Genomic DNA, 18,337 nt, shown 5'->3' on the forward strand with positions numbered 1-18,337 from the left:
TCTTGCGCTTTCGGTTCTTCCTTAACTTTTACTTTCTCTGATACTTTCGCCTCTTCTTTAGGCTTTACTATTTCTTGCGCTTTCGGTTCTTCTTTAACTTTTACTTCTTCTTTAGGCTTTACTATTTCTTGTGCTTTCGTTGTTTCTTTCGCTTTTGCTACTTTCTGCGTCTTTACTTCTTTCTTTTCTTTAACTGATTTTTGTACTTTCGCTACTTGCTTTGCTTTCTCTTCAGTTTTCTTTTCAGTTGGTGCTGTACTTGATAGGAAAGAAACATTTGCATAAGCTGTTTTTCCTTTATACTCAAATTGCAGCCATCCGTCTTTTACTTGATGCGTTGATTCAATTACATCATCTTTTTTTAGTCTGCCAAGAATTTCTGAATCTGTGTTTGCTTCAGTACGTACATTTAACAAATTTGCCGTTACATGATACACATCTTTAGTAAACTCCGAACTTACAAATACTTCCTTACCATTTAACTCAATTTTTGACCAGCCATCTTCGGTATTAATGACTTTTAACTCTTGCCCATTCTTTACTTTTTCGACAACTTTTGATTCTGTAGTCGGTTTTTCACGTACGTTAAGTACATCTGCTGTTACGATTGTTTCTGCGGTAGCGGTTGTGGTAAACGCCCCCAATCCAAAAATAGTTGCTGTTGCTGCGCCAATTACTTTTTTCATATTAGCCTCCATTATATTTTTTTGAATTTTATTAAATGTCTCTGTAAAATTGTATAATTTTACATAATATCAAAACATTTGCAACAGTATATTAATACCGCTTAATATACTGTTATTAAAACTCATCACTTCAATACTAACAAATTCTTATTTCTAATTCTATATATTATAAATCTCCTTATCTTTTATAAAAGCTTCATGCCCTTCTTCACACTAAATAGTCGTTGCAATTCCCGCCAAAAATAAACTTACGATTGCTAAAAATTGAGTAGCGACTATAGCCCCTCTTAAATGAAACTTATAATCTTTATATCCCTTCATTCCTTCCGTACTAGGAATCACAACAAACCTTGGAGTAATCCAGCAAAAAATTAGCCAATCAATTATAAGTAAATCTACTAAATTGAAAATCATTAAAATACCAAAAGTGTGTAAATAAGCATCCATATACATTAATTTTTCATGTTTATGTAATATATATGTAGAAACGAAAGGACAACCGAAAAGAATAGCATTATATACAATATTAAAGTAAATGGTTTGCTTTTTTTCATGAATCGATTTTGGAAAAACTACTTTTTGAATATCTTTCGGATAATCAGTTAACGATAGTCGAGGATTATAATATAAGGACCCTAAAATCATTACGGATAGTACAGTAGACATGATGACACCAACGTACATCATTTGCTCAAATTGATTCATATGCTACATTCACCTTTTTCTTTAATTACTATGTTGCTCCTTTACTTAATTACACATTGTATGCTCATAAATAACCAAAAATTAATACCACCTTCAACACCCAATCAAAATTCTTGCAATGCAAAAACAATTTTTATAAAGTGAAAGCCTAATTAGTTAAGTTAGGATTGGTAAAAACTATGAAAATAGATCATATTGCAATTTGGGTAAATGATTTAGAATTAATGCGTTCTTTCTATACGAAGTACTTTAATGGTAAATCGAACTCTTTATATCATAATGAATTGAAACAATTTGAATCTTATTTTATTACGTTCGAATCTGGAGCAAGACTTGAAATTATGCGTAAAAAAGGTATAGAAAACGAGCCTAACCTTAACATAACTGGCTATGCTCATATGGCTTTCTCTGTCGGTAGTGAAGAACGCGTAAATGAATTAACTACAACATTAAAAAATGATGGTTATCCTTTATTAAATGGACCACGTTTCACTGGAGATGGCTATTACGAAAGTGTGATAAGCGATCCTGAAGGTAATCAAATTGAAATTACGATTTAATTTATCTTTTTTCTGAAGAACAAATGAACATTAGTTTGGAGGAGTATTATACAAAAGCTAAATTTGAAGAAACAGATTTTAATTTATCTTTCCAGCTCGTATCCAATAAAGAAGTAATGGCGCCATGAAAATCATCAACTATTCAGCTGTTATAAAGTATATGATTCATTATGGGATTTGAATGTAATACAAAAAATGCTTAGGATTTCTCCGAAGCATTTTTTGTATAGGAATAATAAATTTATTCCTTAGCCGTTTAGTCAATGCTTAAACCTATTTCCTCATCTTTTACAAGTGAGGGCGCCCCTATTAATCTAAATAAGCGTCTCATTTCCAATCTTCCAGCTAAACCATTTCCCATGCCCTTCTGTTTCTCCAACCGTTTCACGATATTCGTTTCCGTTAATATAATAATCAATATGAAGGTCACGATCCCACATGTTGTTATAAAGGTGGAATACATCACGTTTTGCGCCAATTTCTTGTATTTGTTTTTCTAACTTATGTTTTACTTGTTCTGGTATTTGATTTGCGACGTGTGTATGGAAAATACAAATAACAGCTTCTTCACTTATTTGTTCAATAATAGATGATAATAGCTCTACACCGTCTCCTTCTATTAATTGGACAGATTCATTTTTCACTAAAGATGCAGCTTGATCAAACATCTCAAGCCTTTCTTTATGTTCTGGCCAAATTAAAGCACGTAACCATAAATAATCTTCCTCATTATGTAAATCATTCACATGTAAGTCCAGTCCGATTCTTTCTACGACAGATGGGCTTTCTTTTAGAAAATGCGGCACATTCTCCCCTGTTATTTCAGAAGTTACATGCACATTTGAATTTATATTTCCGTACATTTCATCCGTCCCGTACGAATAACTATATTGGTCCCAGAACAGTTGCAACCCAGAACTTGTCCCAATTTCAATTAACGCTAACGGCTTCTTCACTTTGTTAAATATGTAGCAGAAACTTGGGTATAAATATGCGCACCTTCTTACTTCATTCGTTTGAACGAGTTTCGTTTGTAACAAAGTAATGATTTCTTCTCGGTACTCTTTACAGAAATCTTTAAAGTGATCAAAAGCTTTATCTAAATTTGTATCGGCATTTTCAACTAAACTACTATAATACGTTTTTAAATGATGTTCTTTCCCTGCTAACAATAAATAATGTACTGCACCTAATAGTAAGTTTGGGACTGGTTGACCTACCTGAGCATAGGACGATAGTGTAAGTACTTCCTCATCTTCAGCAATTTTCATCGATAAATATTCATATAAATCACTTGACCCTTTACATTCCTTTATTGAAAAGTTTCGAAATAAGTTTGAAATTTGCTCTTTTGTACGCATTAGAGTTCCTCCTTTTTTTCAGAATAATCTTACCATTACAGAAAGAATACTTCCATAAAAAGGTACTCAATTTAGTCACTTAAGGATACGTAAGCTTTTTCGAGATAATTTCAAACTGTAATTTTTTTCTATTTATCACCTTAAAAGAGCTTGTTAAATAAGATTTTTGGCGAATAAAACGTTAAATAGTTTAAAATTATCAGATAACACTAGATATTTTAGTCTATTAATTATTATAATAGAGTATGAGATGGTTATACAATTGAGACAAAAAAGGTAAATACCTAGGTGGGGCCTAGGCGGTGTTTCTCTTTTACGGCTTAGACATAGAAAACACCTACTCTTTTTTGCCAATATAGGGGATGGAGAGATTATCATGAGCAACATGCAGCAAAAAACAGACGTTATCTTAATTGGTGCAGGAATTATGAGTGCAACGTTAGGCTCATTACTAAAAGAATTAGCACCTGAATGGGAAATTAAAGTTTTTGAAAAACTCGCAAGTGCCGGGGAAGAAAGCTCTAATGAATGGAATAATGCAGGTACAGGGCATTCTGCGCTATGCGAACTGAACTATACTTCCGAAAAATCTGACGGATCTATAGATATTAGTAAGGCTGTAAAAGTGAATGAGCAATTCCAGCTTTCAAGACAATTTTGGGCATATCTTGTAAAAAGTAAATTAATTCGTAATCCACAAGATTTCATTATGCCTCTACCTCATATGAGTTTAGTACAAGGTGAAAAAAATGTTGAGTTTCTAAAAAACCGTTTTGAAGCGCTTTCAAAAAATCCACTATTTCAAGGTATGGAATTTTCCGATGCTCCTGAAACATTAAAAAAATGGCTTCCACTCATTATGGAAGGACGTACACCTAACGAACCAATGGCTGCAACGAAGATTGATTCTGGAACAGATGTTAACTTCGGTGCATTAACACGTATGTTGTTTGATTACTTACAAACGAAAAATGTCGAGCTAAACTACAAACATAGTGTCGAAAATATTAAACGCACAAAGAATGGTTTGTGGGAAGTAAAAGTACACGATATGAATAGTGGTAAAATTGAGCATCACACTGCAAAATTCGTCTTTATCGGTGGCGGTGGCGGTAGTCTACCTCTACTACAAAAGACTGGTATCCCTGAATCAAAACATATCGGTGGATTCCCTGTAAGTGGACTATTTATGGTATGTAAAAACCAGAAAGTTGTCGAGCAACATCATGCGAAAGTATATGGTAAAGCTAAAGTTGGCGCTCCGCCAATGTCTGTACCTCACCTTGATACGAGATATATAGACAATAAAAAAGCTTTACTATTTGGACCGTTCGCAGGGTTCTCTCCTAAGTTCTTAAAAACTGGCTCAAACCTTGACTTAATTGGTTCTGTAAAACCAAATAACGTCTTAACGATGTTAGCTGCTGGTGTAAAAGAAATGGGATTAACAAAATACTTAATTCAGCAAGTTATGTTATCTCACGAAAAACGTATGGAAGAATTACGCGAATTCATTCCGAACGCGAAAAGTGAAGATTGGGATATTGTAGTTGCTGGGCAACGTGTGCAAGTAATTAAAGACACTGATGCTGGCGGTAAAGGTACACTTCAATTCGGCACAGAAGTTGTCAGTGCAGCTGACGGCTCAATCGCTGCATTACTAGGTGCCTCACCAGGTGCCTCTACTGCCGTTCACGTCATGCTTGAAGTATTAGAAAAATGCTTCCCAAGCCGCATGGTAGAATGGGAAGGAAAAATAAAAGAAATGATTCCTTCTTACGGCATTTCATTAACAGAAAATCCAAGATTATTCCAAGACCTTCATACTTCTACAGGTCGTACCCTTGGATTAAATGAAAAAGAAACGGTTCATAATTAATGAAGAAATGAAAACGTCCGATATATTCGGACGTTTTTTCGTTACTAGAAATTATATTTATCAATATTATCCTTTGTAAATACAACTCGTTCTGGTAGTACGATAATTCCGTTTCCTTCTGCCTCATAATCATATCCTTGAATAGAGTTTGGCTCTACTTTCACTTTTCCGATTCCTTCTACTTCAAAGCTATCCCCTACTTTTAACTTCTTCCCTTTTACTACTATTTCATTTGCTACATACGTTGCGAGTGCACCTTGTTGTTTTACATCCCATAATCCGAATTGCTGTACTGTTCCTCGTTTTACATAATCACGCATAACATTCGGTGTAGAAAACCCTGTTACAACGACTTTTTTATCCATTTTTAAGTTTTCCGCTGCTTGTGCCATCGCCGGAAGTGCCGTTGCATCTGGACAAATGACTGCATTAATATCTGGATATGTTTTTAAAATGTTCTCTCCTACAGATAACGATTTTTGCGCATTATTTTCGCCGTACTGCGTCGTTACAATTTCCCAGTTCGGATATTTCTTTTTAATAATTTCTTTCGCTTTCGTTACCCATTGGTTTTGATCTGTTACTGTTGGGCTAGAATAAAAGAATGCTACTTTTCCTTTATCTCCAATTTGTTTGGAAGTCATTTCAATTAATAAGTTAGCAAGTTGATCTGGTGTTCCTTGGCTTATATAAAATGAACGGTCTTTCGGATTCACATCAGAATCCCACGTTAAAACAGTCATTCCTTTTTTCTTAGCTCGTTGTAATGATTGTGATAAACCATCTACTGACGTAGAAGAGACCATAAGTGCATCATAGTTTTGATTAATAAAGTTGTTTATATATTTCACTTGCCCTGATACACTTGCTTCAGACGGTCCATCATACTTCACTTGTACACCTAGTTTATCTCCCATCTCTTTTGCTCCTTCACCGCCCGATGTAAAGAAGCCAACTCCAGTTAATTTCGGAATGAATGCAAATTTCACATCATCTGCCCTTTTCTTATCTGCCGTTTGACTAGAGCAAGCGATTAAACCGATTAAACAAATGCATACAATGAATACAATCCCCAGTTTTCTCTTCATGACATTTCCCCCTTATGCAAGTTCTTTCTTTTCCACGGTGTGAATTGATGTAATTTGAAATGTCTCATAATAACTGAAAGAATAAGAATAATACCAATAACTACGTTAGATTGTTCATTTGTTAAACCCGTCATTTGCAAGCCATACTGCATGAGCCCAATAAAAATACTCGCCAGTACAGTACCGATAATACTTCCTTTTCCCCCTGTAATAAGTGTCCCGCCTAATACGACTGCTGTAATGATTGGTAAAATCGTTTCACTTCCCATATCAGCACGGGCGGAACCGAAATATGCAGTTAAGAAAGCGCCCCCTAATCCACCTCCTAACCCGGAAAGTATGTAAGCGATGATGACTACTTTTTTCGTTTTGATCCCAGTGTATTTTGCTGCATTTTCGTTCGCACCTGTTAATTTGACGTGGCGCCCATAAATAGTACGTTGAAACAATACAGTGCATAAAATCGTTAATATAATCAATAACCATAATAAATTCGGTATCCCTATAAAACTACCGTTTGCCAGTTGTACAAATGCGTCAGGCAAACCACTTATCCCTTCATATCCAGAAGCACCTGCCCCTCCTGAAATGACGAGTGCAATTCCGCCGTATAAAAACATCGTTCCGAGTGTAACGACAAGTGGCTCTACATCTGTCATTTTTATAATGATTCCGTTTAAAGCTCCTGCTAAACAACTAATTATAAGAGTTAATATGACAGCTAGCAAAATAGGTATTCCATTCATCCAAAGTACACCAATTATAATCGAAGTTAACCCCATAATAGATCCTACAGAAACGTCAATTCCTCCTGTTACAATAACGAAAGTCATTGGTATCGCTGCGATTGCTATAAATAGAAAATCATTTGTACTAAAAAGGAGATTACTAATATTTAAGAAATCACTACTTATAAAACTAAAGAGAATGAATTCTATAAAAAGTAATACAATTAGAACACCTTCCCATCTGTACAAATACTTCATAGATTCATCCTCCTTTCCGCCTTCCACTTTTTCATAACACTATCTAATATAACGATTACTAATAATAAAAACCCTGAAATAGCATTATTCCAAAACGCAGGTATTTTTAAAAAGACAAGTGAACTACTAATCGCCTCTAAAAATACTGCTCCTAATGCAGCTCCAACTATAGAACCCGTTCCTCCTTTTAAATGAATTCCCCCTAGTACAGCAGCTGCGATAACCTGTAGTTCTATCCCGGTGCCTGTTTGATTTGGAACGAATCCGATATTCATGACAAATATGCAACCAGCGAGCGCAGCGCTTATGCCAGATATAATAAACGCATATATCTTCACTTTATTAACAGGTATACCAATGAGTCTCGCGCCATCTTCATTATCACCTACCGCATAAAAGTATCTTCCGAATGGCACTTTCCTTAAAAAGAAGTATAGTAGTAGTAAAATAATAAGAACAACCCATACAATTATCGGCAAACCAAGTATGACGATCGATGACAGTTTCTTAAAATTGTTTGGTACGTCTTCAATCCACTTTCCGCCTGTGAAAATTAACATCGCACCTCTAATGATCCCTAACATACCTAATGTCATAATAATAGCTGGTACCCGAAACTTCGCAACGCCAATCCCATTTATAAAACCGAGAATAGCGCCAAGTAAAATAGCAGCAAGTATGGACAAAAATGCATGATATCCATCCGTTAACAACATCCCGCAAACAGCTGCGCTTAATCCCATAATTGAACCGACTGATACGTCTATATTTTTCGTAAATAAGACGAACGATTGGCCAATTGCTAGGACAACTAAAATAACGCTTGATTTCATCATTAAAGATAACGAGTTAAGCTGAACGAAACTTGGATTTATCATTCCGACAATGGCAATGTAAATGAGTAATAATAGTATGATAGATGTTTCGTGCATTTTATACATACGTTTCATTCCGTTACACCTCCGTATGCAAGACGTGTAACTTCATCTACAGTCATATTTTGTTTCTCTAAATGAGAAACAAATTGTCCATTTCGCATTACATATACACGATTTACTAATTGAACGATTTCTTCAACATCGGAAGAGATTAATAATATTGCGAGTCCTTCTCTTTTCATTTTTTCTATCGTCTCATATACTTCAATCCTTGCTTTCGCATCAATTCCGCGAGTCGGTTCATCAAGAATAATAATTTTTGGATTACACGCAAGATATTTTGCAAGCACGACTTTTTGCTGATTACCTCCCGATAAAGATGCTAGAACTTCATCCATGCTTCGTACAACAATTCGAAACTGTTCTATATACGCCTTCAATAAAGCGCTTTCTTTTTCTTGGTTAATGAAAAATCGACTATTCTGATGTAAACTTGCTGCAGTCATATTTTCTTTAACCGATGCAATTGAGAAAATACCATTTCTTGCTCTATCCTCTGGCACATAAACTAATCCCTCGCTAAGTCTTTTATGCAAAGAGCATGAATCAATTGATTTTCCTTCTAATAAAATAGAACCTAATTTTATAGACTTCAATCCAAATATGGCTTCTGCTAATTCCGTTCTGCCTGATCCAACAATGCCAGCAATTCCTACAATCTCTCCAGCATGTACAGTAAATGATATATTTTCGAATGCGTGACTCGTTATATCAATTACTTCTAATATTTTTTTCGTTTCTTTTGTCTCTTGCACTATTTCTCTTTTCTCTTCTTGTTTATACCCTTTCGGCAATAACCCCTCCATTAGCATGTCATATGTATAGTCACATACATCACCTTGGCTTACAATCATTCCATCACGTAATATCGCTACTTTGTTGGCAATTTCAAAGATTTCTGGAAAGCGATGCGTAATATATATCATTCCAATTCCTTTTTCTTGTAAGCTTTTCATCAGCACAAAAAGACTCTTTATTTCGTGAGTTGTTAATGTCGATGTTGGCTCATCTAAAATAAGAATCTCGGCTTCCCGTATTAATCCTCTAACGATTTCTACTAACTGTTGCTGCGCAATGGATAGTGATCCTCCTAATTCTTTAAGGTCAATATCCCATCTTAAACTGTCAATCAATTGCTGAATCTTTACTTTTAATTCCTTTTTCTTCCCTTTTAGTCCGATACATATATTTTCTTCAATGGTCATATGCGGAAAAATGAGTGGTTCTTGTGGTATTAAGTAAATCCCTTCTCGGTGTGCTTTTTCCGGATTTACAAACTGTCTCCTCATTCCTTTTACATACATTTCTCCACTATCATACGAATATAACCCCGTTAATATTTTCATTAATGTTGATTTTCCAGCACCATTTCCTCCAACTAAAGCGTATATATCGCCACGCTCTACTTGTAAGTTCACCTCTTTTAACACATGTTGATTTGAAAACGCCTTACTCATTCTCTTTACATGTAATAAAGGTACGTTCTCCACATGATGTCACCTGCCTTCATCCAGAACATTTTTTGAGAAAATGATTATTTGTTCTACTTGTTTTGTAGCATTGTATATTTCTTTTTTCATATCTAGAACACTTTTTTCATCAGACAATTAATCGTTTCAACTGGAATAAACAAAATATATGGCACATATGTTTAAGCAGTGGTCAATTGTTGAAAGGGATGACGCGTATGACACAGCTGAACTTTGAAGAGAATTTATTAACGAAAGTAGCTTGGTATTATTATAAAGACCAATTAACACAACAGGAAATTGCTTCACTTCTTCACATTTCAAGAAATAAAGTTGTCCGATTATTAGATAAGGCGCGGAGTGAAGGTATCGTTACATTTCACGTAAAAGGGACTGGTTTGCACTGTTTAAGTATTGAGCGTGACCTAATGAAAAAATTCCACTTAAAAGATGCTTTTATTATCCCTACCCCAGTAAACAATTATCACGCTTCTCTCGGAAAAGCTGCTGCACAATATTTAGAAACTCATCTCCAGCAAGGCGATTTACTCGGTATTGGCTGGGGAGAAACAATTAGCAAAATGCTAGAAAACATTCATTTTGAAACTTCTATCAACCTTTCAATTGTAACGCTAACAGGCGGAGTAAATCACTATCTCCCGAGAAAACAAAACTATTTTCACTACATGCAAGGCGATTTTCACATTATCCCTACGCCGTTTCTAGCATCTACAACCGAAATGGCACAAAGTATTCTATCAGAACCGAGTGTAAAAGATATGCTTCATGTCGCTTCACTTGCTCATACAGCAGTTGTTGGTATTGGCGGGCTATCCCAAGACGCAACTATTGTAAAAGAAGAAAAATTAACACTACGTGAGATGACATATATTCGTAGTCAAAACGGTGCTGGCGATATTTTAGGGCAGTTTTATAATACGAATGGTGATTTATTAAAGCTCCCACATCATAATCGACTAATTGGTACGCCGCTCTCGATTCTGCGCAAAATGAAACATGTCGTTGGTGTTGCTGGAGGTATAGAAAAGATAGATGCAATTTATGGTGCCTTAAAAGGAAAGTTCATTCATACATTAATTACCGATGAGGAAACGGCCCTCTCCTTATTACGAAAGGATGGTGATTGTTAATGTCTCATTTATTAGCTTTTGATGCTGGTACAGGAAGCATTCGAGCTGTTCTTTTTGATTTATTAGGTAATCAAATTGCGGTCAGTCAAAAAGAATGGGTTCATAACACGAATCCTCGTTACCCGGGTTCTATGAATTTTGATGTAATAGAAAACTGGAAGCTAGTACAACAGTGCACGAAAGAAGTTTTACAAAGAAGTAATGTCACGCCCTCTTCTATTCTAGCTATTAGCGCTACTAGTATGCGAGAAGGTTTTGTTTTATATGATAAAGGTGGGCAAGAAATATGGGCTTGCGCAAATGTTGATGGACGTGCATCCGCTGAAGTTAGTGAGCTAAAAGAAATACGATCACATCTTGAAGAAGGTTTATATACTAGATCTGGTCAAACTTTTTCATTAGGTGCTTTACCTCGACTACTTTGGATTAAAAAACATGAACCAGACGTCTATAGTAATATTCATTCTTTTACGATGTTAAACGATTGGATATTATATAAACTAAGCGGCGTACTACAAATCGACCCTTCAAACGGATGTACATCCGGTATTTTTGACCTACAAAATAGAGTATGGGATAACGATGTCGCTATCGAGTGCGGTCTAACTTTGCCATTTTCACCAACAGTAAATGAAGCTGGTACAGTAATTGGCAACGTCACAAAAGAGTGTGCAACATTAACTGGATTATGTGAAGGAATTCCTGTCGTCGCCGGGGGCGGAGATGCACAAATGGCCTCACTTGGAACAGGAGTCGTGAAACCTAATCAAACGTTAATATGCGGAGGTAGTTTTTGGCAACAAGAAGTCAATGTTACAGAACCAAAAACAGATCCACATGCTTCCATTCGGGTAAATTGTCACGTCGTACCTAACCTTTGGCAATATGAAACGATTGCCTTTTTCCCAGGCCTTGTTATGCGCTGGTTTCGAGACGCTTTTTGCCATGAGGAAAAGAAACTTGCTGACAAACTCGGTGTAGATGCTTATGCATTATTAGAAGAACAAGCGAAAGACGTACCTGTTGGTTCACATGGCATTATCCCTACCTTTTCAAATGTTATGAACTACATTTCTTGGCGTCATGCCGCACCTTCTTTTTTAAATTTAAGTTTAGATGCTGACAAATGCGGAAAAAAAGAACTGTTCCGTGCTATTGAAGAAAATGCTGCCTTTGTTACACTTGGCAACTTAAAATTAATAGAAAATCTCACAGGGACATTCCCTTCTGAAGTCATTTTTGCTGGCGGTGCTGCTAAAGGAAAACTATGGCCACAAATTTTATCGGACGTCCTTGGTATTCCTGTAAAAGTACCTGTTGTGAAAGAAGCAGCTGCTTTAGGAACTGCGATTGCTGCTGGATTTGGCGCTGGCATATATTCATCTATGGAAGAAACTGCCGAAGAGTTTGTACAGTGGGAGCAAACATTCGAACCAGTTACTGAAAATCACGAACTATATAAAGAGTTCTATGAAACATGGAAAACTGTATATGACAGTCAGCTCGCTTTAGCTGATAAAGGGCTCACCTCACATATGTGGATTGCGCCTGGTGCACTGTAACACATTACATAAAGGAGTGAACTGTATGTTAAAAGCGAATGAAAATGACTTCTCCTATCGATTCGGTGATAACGGGCCCAAATATTTAATACAAGGTCCAAATATTGATCTTGGCCTTGTTGTCATTCAGCCTGGGCAGGAGTTTCAAAACCATTATCATACGACGTGCGAAGAGGTCTTTTATGCATTAGAAGGTGAAATAGATTTCTATGTGAATAACGAAAGAGTTCCAATTAAACAAGGTGATGTCCTGCAAGTTCGTCCTCATGAATCTCACTATCTTATTAACCATTCTGACAAACCTTTTAAAGCAGTTTTTATTAAGTCACCACATTTACCAAGTAAAGATACGGTACAAACGGAAAATCCAACATTAACGAAGGAGTGATTTCGAATGACTTGGGGATTTAAAAATCGATTAAATACAATTTTACCTGATGGCAGAGCGGTTATGTTAGCGATAGATCACGGCTACTTTTTAGGACCAATTCATGGGCTTGAACAGCCACTTGAAACAGTTAAAAACTTACTTCCTTATACGGATTCGCTCTTTTTAACGCGTGGTGTACTTAGCTCCTGCATTCCTGAAAACTGCAGCACACCGATGGTTATGCGTGTATCTGGCGGGGCTACTGTCGTCGGTAAAGACTTAGCGAATGAGACAATTGTTACGCCTGTAAAAGAAGCAGTAAAACAAAACGCAATTGGCGTAGGTGTTTCTGTTTTCGTCGGATCAGACTATGAAACACAAACAGTTTCGAATCTCGCAAATGTAGTTTCAGAAGCTCACGATTATGGCCTGCCAGTACTCGGCATTACCGCAGTTGCCAAAGAACTACAAAAACGTGAAGCTCGCTTTCTAGCACTTGCTTCCCGCGTATGCGTTGAAATGGGTGCTGACATTATTAAAACGTATTACTGCGAAGGGTTCGAAAAAATTACAAGCACATGCCCTGCCCCAGTCGTAATTGCTGGTGGACCAAAACTGGATTCAATTGAAGACGCATTAAACATTACGTACAATGCACTGCAAGAAGGCGCAATCGGCGTAGATATGGGCCGAAACATATGGCAATCTGAACATCCTGCTGCGATGATTCAAGCGATTCATGGCATTGTGAAGAATGGATTGAATGTGAAAGAGGCACTCCAATTATTCGACGATGTAAAAAATTAAAATAAACGACAGACTATTACTCTTAAATATATACAAAATTAATATTTACAATAAAGAAAAACCTCTATGTTAGATTACTAAGTAACCTAACATAGAGGTTTTCTTTTACATTTTTTTGTTCCGGATTTAGTCAGATTTCTACAGATCGCGTACGTTCCAAACAATCTCACCGCGCTCCCCCCATGTACTGTGATGCCGATGAAACCCTATCTTTTCTAATACCCGGAAAGACGCTGTATTCCAAGCGCCTACAGTTGACCAAAGTCTTTGGCGCCCCGTAGCGATCGCGGCCTCAAGCACTGCTGATGCTGCCTCTGTCGCATAACCATTACGATGAACTCTTTGGAACAACTCATATGCAATCTCCGGCTCTTCAAGCGTGGCACGACCAATAATTAAGCCACAGTATCCGATGAAATCCCCTTCTTCTCGCCTACGTATAGTAAGAAGAGAAATACCATTTTCAGTTGCTTTCTTGCGCATTTCGATAAGAGAGCTACGAACAGATTCAATGGTAGGCATGTCCACACCACGTTCACCAATTAATTGTCTCAGCCAGACTGCATCAGATTCCTCCCACATATTCAGATCGAGTCGTTCCGTTTTTAACTGAAACGCCATATCTTTAAAAACAGCTGTCATACCGGTAACCTCCTATTGATTTCACTGTACTACTTATAATAGTTTCGTACTTTATCATATGGGAAACCTGCTTGATTCATACATTAATATTATTTTATGCATAAGCAATTCCTCTGCTAAATAGACCTTGTTATCAAACTTCATTTTAAGTCTACAATATTTGATTTATGAATGAGTTTAAATTTACATTTAAAAATGTATCGCACTTTCTTTTTTGTTAAAATAAAGAAAAGGAGGAATGATTATGAAACGAATGGGTTTTGAACGGCCTAGTGATTATTACGATGACAGGTTATATACTATCGATGAAAAAATTTGTGCCCTATTAAAAGAACGAAAAGAACTTTCAGGTGGTGATCCAGGTTTTCCACATGATGAAGCCATTTATAAATGGGCAAAGCAATACGGATTTTATCCAGACTATCTAAATTCACTGTTCTCTTCTATGATGGACGAAGGTGAATTTAAACCTCGCGTAGAACCAACTACATTCAAAAAACATATACCTGTTTTTAAAACGTATGAACATAAAGGTATTATGTATACCGTAACTTTTATTCGGCAATACGCAAATGCTAGTGTAGTTTATTTATATAGCGATTGGGATTCCACGAATGAAGCTTTTAATGAAGTTAAGCCTCATAGTTTCTTCCAATTATCAATAGATGATACATATGACTGCTGGCCAGAAGGTGGCGGCGGCACTGATGGACATTTGAGTCATCATTTCGTTGTATCTCCTGCTCTTCCTGATAATTTGTCTGGAATAAGCTTACGATTCAAAGAACTCAATATACCGTTTAGGAAAGATCAAGCTGTGCTTGAATTTGAAATTCGCTTGGATTAAAGAGAGCGTAATCTAGTTGAAAATCAGACTAGATTACTCTCTTTTATTTTGTACTTATACGATGTATAAAATTTACATCAATGCTTTTCGATATACCGATAACCCGACAGAAAATATCGATATATTAACAGAATTAGACAAAATCATTTATATAACACCCACTCCATTAACATGATTGCCGATTCAATACGTTCTTTCGTATCCCCTAAAAATAGTTTATGAAGTAATGCCTCCAAATGAATTGGTTTATTAGGCAACACTTGTATATACCTTAAAACAGATCCCGCTGGCGGTGTAGGCTTGTTATTAATAGCCCATATCCCTTCTAACAATGTCCAAGTTGACGTATGAACAATGTATGAAGCTTTTAACTCATCATGTGCTTTCAAAGCAGACTGAATTTTAATGAGCGAACTACGCAACCAATGAGAAATACCTTTCACTTTGTCGCTAGAAACACGATAGTTTTCAAATTCATATGTAGCTATTTCCTTTAACTTTTTCAACTCGCCGCTTTTATCAAATAAAATTTCCCCTTCTAAAAATGAGTATAATTCCATCGGATTGTTTTTGAAGTTTTCTAGTATTTGATTAACGTCTGCATACTTATATTCAACTAAAATTTCTTCTCTCGTTTCAGAATGAAATTTCTTATTTTGCCCGTCTTCTAAAAGAACATAGAAGTCTAAATCCGAATCAGGATATGCATCACCTCTTGCGACAGATCCGATAAGCATACATCCAGTTATCTTATTTATAGATAAGATTTCAGCTACTATGGTTTGCACTAATTTTTTATGTTGTTCATGTTTAATAGATATTTGTGCTTCTAACATTTGTAACCTCCAAACATATTATTATGGAGTTATTCCTCACCTAAATATATTGTACTTTTCTTATAATCTTCTACATACTTATTCAACGATTGTCAGTTCATATATAATTGCGTCTTTACTGCTTTTTGTTTTATCTTGAATTGTAACAATATCTCCAGCTTTTATTTTCGAAGCATTCACTACTTTTACCATCTCTGGCGGAACAACCCCTCCATCGTTCTCTTTATTTAGTGGTAACCACTTAACTGATTTACTAGTTGCTTCTAAAATTTTATATTTAATTGTACCATCATACTTTATTTCACCAACAAGATCTTTTACTAATGTAGGTGTGTATTTGCCCCCTTCTTTTTCCAAAGAGATATGATCACCTATATCTGGGATACCGTTTCTTACAGGTGCCTTCCATTTTGTTGAGTTTAAATCATTTAAACTTACTTTCACACTATCTTCTTTATTTGAACTAGCATCTTTTAGAAATATATCATTATGTTTCTTATCAATAATGATATACTCCTTCTGCTCTACTATTTTTGCACTGCTTTCACGTTTTTCTTCCTCATTCTTAAATACTTCTTCTTTCACATTATTATTACTACACGCTGATAATAATGTCGTTGCTAAAGATGTCATTAGTAATATTCTTTTCACTTCATTTACCTCCATTTACAATTAAACAAATAAACATATATCACATCCATATTTTACTATAAATCAAAAAAGAGGATATTTGTTTATTAATAAACAAATACCCTCTACCTTTACATATATATTACAACTGCTGATAAGCCGCTTTTGATGATTTCACATAATAAACCGCATGATCCACGTTAATGATATGATCTGGTTTTGGTTTACCACGGCTTGCTCTATGACCTGCTAAATGCTCTTCACTTGTTTCCCAGTTTTTCCATGCTTCTTCAGATTCCCAGCGAATCATAACGACTACTTCTTCGTCGCCGCGTCTTACTTTTTTCACAAGAACACTTAAATCAATAAAGCCTTCAAATTTTTCGATAATACCTTCTCCAGTAAAACGTTCTACAACTATATTTGATGTACCTTCTTTTACTGTAAATGTTTTCGTTTCGATAAACATATATCCCACTCCTTCATTGTAATACGAATACTACTATACTTCTATTATAGTTGATTATGATAATTATTTTCAATTATAAAGTTTGGATTTTTCGAATTATGCTGTTTTCTCTTCAACTGCCCCATCTAAAAATTTGAAATATGGGAGTAAGATTCCGATTAAAGAAGTGACACATATAATTGAACCGATAATAAAGTATAGTACTCTTACTCCCCACATTTCACTCAATATTCCCCCTACTAACACACCTAATGGCATAGCGGATCGTATGAAAAATAATCGCACCGAAAATACTTGTCCTATCATATTGTTCGGAACTGATTGTTGGCATATCGTCGTATTATAAACATTGAAAAAGGCAATACAAACACCTGCAACTATTTCAATTATTACCGCTATTACAATACTGTGGTTAAAACCTAGTGAAATGTATGTGAGTCCCCCTATAAACAATCCTCCAAGCATAAGTATGCGCCGGCTTTTATATGTTAGTTTTCCGACTAGTATAGATCCAACTACATAGCCAAGTGGGAATCCGGCCATAAAATAACCAAATTCCGCATATCCCGCTGATAGCTCATCTTTTATATAAGGAAGGTTTGTGACCATTGTTACTCCTACTCCAAATTGAACAAAAGTTAGAAATATACCGAGCCAAACGATGATTGGTTTTGTGAAAAAATATGTAAAACCGTGAAGAAATTGTTCTAGCCACGTTTTCCGAATGGATTGTGACGTTCTATTTTCTTTTATATAAAGTAAGACAGTACCACTAACAAATAAACAAATGCATACGAAGAATAATGCAAGTTTTGTTCCAATCAAATGAATGACTACTCCGCCTAATACTGGCGCAAGAAACATCATAAGGCGAGTCATTCCATCAATGTACGCATTTGCATCTTGAAGTTGTTCTTTCCTTACAATGCTCGGTGTAATTGCTTGACTTGCAGGTGTATAAAGTGGTGTAATAAGCCCCACTACAATTTGAACAACATAAATGTGCCAAACTTCTATACTACCTAAAACTAGCATCACTAAAGGTAATAAAAATACAGACGCTCGTATCCATTGTGAAAATATCATAATCCACTTCCGGCTCCATTTATCAATAAATGGGCCACTTATTAATTGCAATATGAGTGATGGGATGAAATATAATAACCACATACTACTTAAAGCCATTTCCGATCCTGTTAACTCATATACTAGAATTGAATTACACAACGTTCCGAAAGCCCCTCCTAATTCAGAGATTGCACTACCAATCCACATAAAAAAGAACGAACGATTTTTCAATATATTTTTCAATTTCACACACCAACTTTTCTTTTATATTCCTCCCTTTATG

19 protein-coding genes are annotated in these 18,337 nt (G+C 35.8%); 7 read left to right on the top strand and 12 right to left on the bottom strand.

Annotated features, from left to right (window positions below):
• Both DN392_RS29555 and DN392_RS29560 read right to left on the bottom strand, forming a co-directional pair.
• Positions 1 to 686, bottom strand: a 686-nt coding sequence (locus tag DN392_RS29555; protein WP_149238251.1) for an SH3 domain-containing protein, incomplete at its 3' end; no start/stop codon positions are given.
• Between the two features lie 213 nt (positions 687 to 899).
• On the bottom strand, positions 900 to 1,391 hold the full coding sequence (locus DN392_RS29560; protein WP_064057082.1) for a hypothetical protein: 492 nt from the start codon (positions 1,389 to 1,391) through the stop codon (positions 900 to 902).
• A 179-nt stretch (positions 1,392 to 1,570) separates the two neighbouring features.
• Here DN392_RS29560 and DN392_RS29565 point away from each other — a divergent pair, with 179 nt between their 5' ends.
• Entirely contained in the window at positions 1,571 to 1,951 is a 381-nt protein-coding gene (locus DN392_RS29565) for a VOC family protein (RefSeq protein ID WP_064057081.1), read from the top strand.
• Positions 1,952 to 2,265: 314 nt separating this feature from the next.
• Here the strand turns inward: DN392_RS29565 and DN392_RS29570 are convergent, their stop codons facing one another.
• Entirely contained in the window at positions 2,266 to 3,312 is a 1,047-nt protein-coding gene (locus DN392_RS29570; protein WP_064449473.1) for a DUF2332 domain-containing protein, read from the bottom strand.
• A 376-nt stretch (positions 3,313 to 3,688) separates the two neighbouring features.
• Between DN392_RS29570 and DN392_RS29575 the strand changes: the two genes are divergently transcribed.
• Positions 3,689 to 5,191, top strand: coding sequence for a malate:quinone oxidoreductase (locus DN392_RS29575; protein ID WP_000069157.1), 1,503 nt, complete (start codon positions 3,689 to 3,691; stop codon positions 5,189 to 5,191).
• A gap of 44 nt (positions 5,192 to 5,235) precedes the next feature.
• On the opposite strand, the gene lsrB is transcribed toward DN392_RS29575, so the two are convergent.
• Genes lsrB through DN392_RS29595 form a run of 4 tightly spaced genes read right to left on the bottom strand, consistent with a single transcriptional unit; the run spans position 5,236 to position 9,693 of the window.
• Entirely contained in the window at positions 5,236 to 6,279 is a 1,044-nt protein-coding gene (lsrB, locus tag DN392_RS29580; RefSeq protein WP_048566170.1) for an autoinducer 2 ABC transporter substrate-binding protein LsrB, read from the bottom strand.
• Complete coding sequence (locus tag DN392_RS29585; protein WP_048566169.1) at positions 6,276 to 7,265, bottom strand: ABC transporter permease; 990 nt, start codon at positions 7,263 to 7,265, stop codon at positions 6,276 to 6,278. The genes lsrB and DN392_RS29585 overlap by 4 nt, the downstream gene beginning before the upstream one ends.
• Positions 7,262 to 8,215, bottom strand: a complete 954-nt coding sequence (locus tag DN392_RS29590; protein WP_048566168.1) for an ABC transporter permease subunit — start codon at positions 8,213 to 8,215, stop codon at positions 7,262 to 7,264. Before DN392_RS29590 ends, DN392_RS29585 begins: the two co-directional genes overlap by 4 nt.
• Positions 8,212 to 9,693 (bottom strand): sugar ABC transporter ATP-binding protein, encoded by a 1,482-nt coding sequence (locus DN392_RS29595; protein ID WP_048566167.1) that lies wholly within the window; start codon positions 9,691 to 9,693, stop codon positions 8,212 to 8,214. The genes DN392_RS29590 and DN392_RS29595 overlap by 4 nt, the downstream gene beginning before the upstream one ends.
• A 197-nt stretch (positions 9,694 to 9,890) precedes the next feature.
• On the opposite strand from DN392_RS29595, the gene DN392_RS29600 reads away from it, so the two are divergent.
• From DN392_RS29600 to lsrF, 4 genes are read left to right on the top strand one after another with little or no spacing between them, the layout of a single operon-like run.
• The gene (locus DN392_RS29600) at positions 9,891 to 10,823 is read left to right on the top strand and encodes a sugar-binding transcriptional regulator (RefSeq protein ID WP_000192710.1); all 933 of its coding nucleotides are present in this window, start codon (positions 9,891 to 9,893) and stop codon (positions 10,821 to 10,823) included.
• Complete coding sequence (gene lsrK / locus DN392_RS29605) at positions 10,823 to 12,385, top strand: autoinducer-2 kinase (protein ID WP_071742376.1); 1,563 nt, start codon at positions 10,823 to 10,825, stop codon at positions 12,383 to 12,385. The genes DN392_RS29600 and lsrK overlap by 1 nt, the downstream gene beginning before the upstream one ends.
• A 25-nt stretch (positions 12,386 to 12,410) precedes the next feature.
• Positions 12,411 to 12,773 carry a cupin domain-containing protein gene (locus DN392_RS29610; RefSeq protein ID WP_000909987.1) on the top strand — a complete coding sequence of 121 codons (363 nt, stop codon included), beginning with the start codon at positions 12,411 to 12,413 and terminating at the stop codon, positions 12,771 to 12,773.
• Between the two features lie 6 nt (positions 12,774 to 12,779).
• Positions 12,780 to 13,562: a 3-hydroxy-5-phosphonooxypentane-2,4-dione thiolase gene (gene lsrF, locus DN392_RS29615; protein ID WP_000219775.1), complete on the top strand. Its 783-nt coding sequence runs from the start codon at positions 12,780 to 12,782 to the stop codon at positions 13,560 to 13,562.
• A 138-nt stretch (positions 13,563 to 13,700) separates the two neighbouring features.
• Here the strand turns inward: lsrF and DN392_RS29620 are convergent, their stop codons facing one another.
• Complete coding sequence (locus tag DN392_RS29620) at positions 13,701 to 14,204, bottom strand: GNAT family N-acetyltransferase (RefSeq protein WP_000127644.1); 504 nt, start codon at positions 14,202 to 14,204, stop codon at positions 13,701 to 13,703.
• Positions 14,205 to 14,442: 238 nt separating this feature from the next.
• Between DN392_RS29620 and DN392_RS29625 the strand changes: the two genes are divergently transcribed.
• Complete coding sequence (locus tag DN392_RS29625; protein ID WP_080482905.1) at positions 14,443 to 15,051, top strand: hypothetical protein; 609 nt, start codon at positions 14,443 to 14,445, stop codon at positions 15,049 to 15,051.
• A 143-nt stretch (positions 15,052 to 15,194) separates the two neighbouring features.
• Here DN392_RS29625 and DN392_RS29630 read toward each other — a convergent pair whose 3' ends face one another.
• The 4 genes from DN392_RS29630 to DN392_RS29645 all read right to left on the bottom strand — a co-directional run bounded on the left by DN392_RS29630 (position 15,195) and on the right by DN392_RS29645 (position 18,303).
• Positions 15,195 to 15,887, bottom strand: a complete 693-nt coding sequence (locus DN392_RS29630; RefSeq protein ID WP_000888514.1) for a nucleotidyltransferase domain-containing protein — start codon at positions 15,885 to 15,887, stop codon at positions 15,195 to 15,197.
• 78 nt (positions 15,888 to 15,965) lie between these two features.
• On the bottom strand, positions 15,966 to 16,553 hold the full coding sequence (locus DN392_RS29635) for a hypothetical protein (RefSeq protein ID WP_088321623.1): 588 nt from the start codon (positions 16,551 to 16,553) through the stop codon (positions 15,966 to 15,968).
• 106 nt (positions 16,554 to 16,659) lie between these two features.
• Positions 16,660 to 16,986 (bottom strand): heme-degrading monooxygenase HmoA, encoded by a 327-nt coding sequence (hmoA, locus tag DN392_RS29640; RefSeq protein ID WP_061673316.1) that lies wholly within the window; start codon positions 16,984 to 16,986, stop codon positions 16,660 to 16,662.
• A gap of 96 nt (positions 16,987 to 17,082) precedes the next feature.
• Positions 17,083 to 18,303 (bottom strand): MFS transporter, encoded by a 1,221-nt coding sequence (locus DN392_RS29645; protein WP_000769171.1) that lies wholly within the window; start codon positions 18,301 to 18,303, stop codon positions 17,083 to 17,085.
• Between the last annotated feature and the right edge of the window lie 34 nt (positions 18,304 to 18,337).

This window comes from Bacillus sp. BB51/4 (assembly GCF_008368845.1).
Lineage (GTDB): Bacteria > Bacillota > Bacilli > Bacillales > Bacillaceae_G > Bacillus_A > Bacillus_A wiedmannii.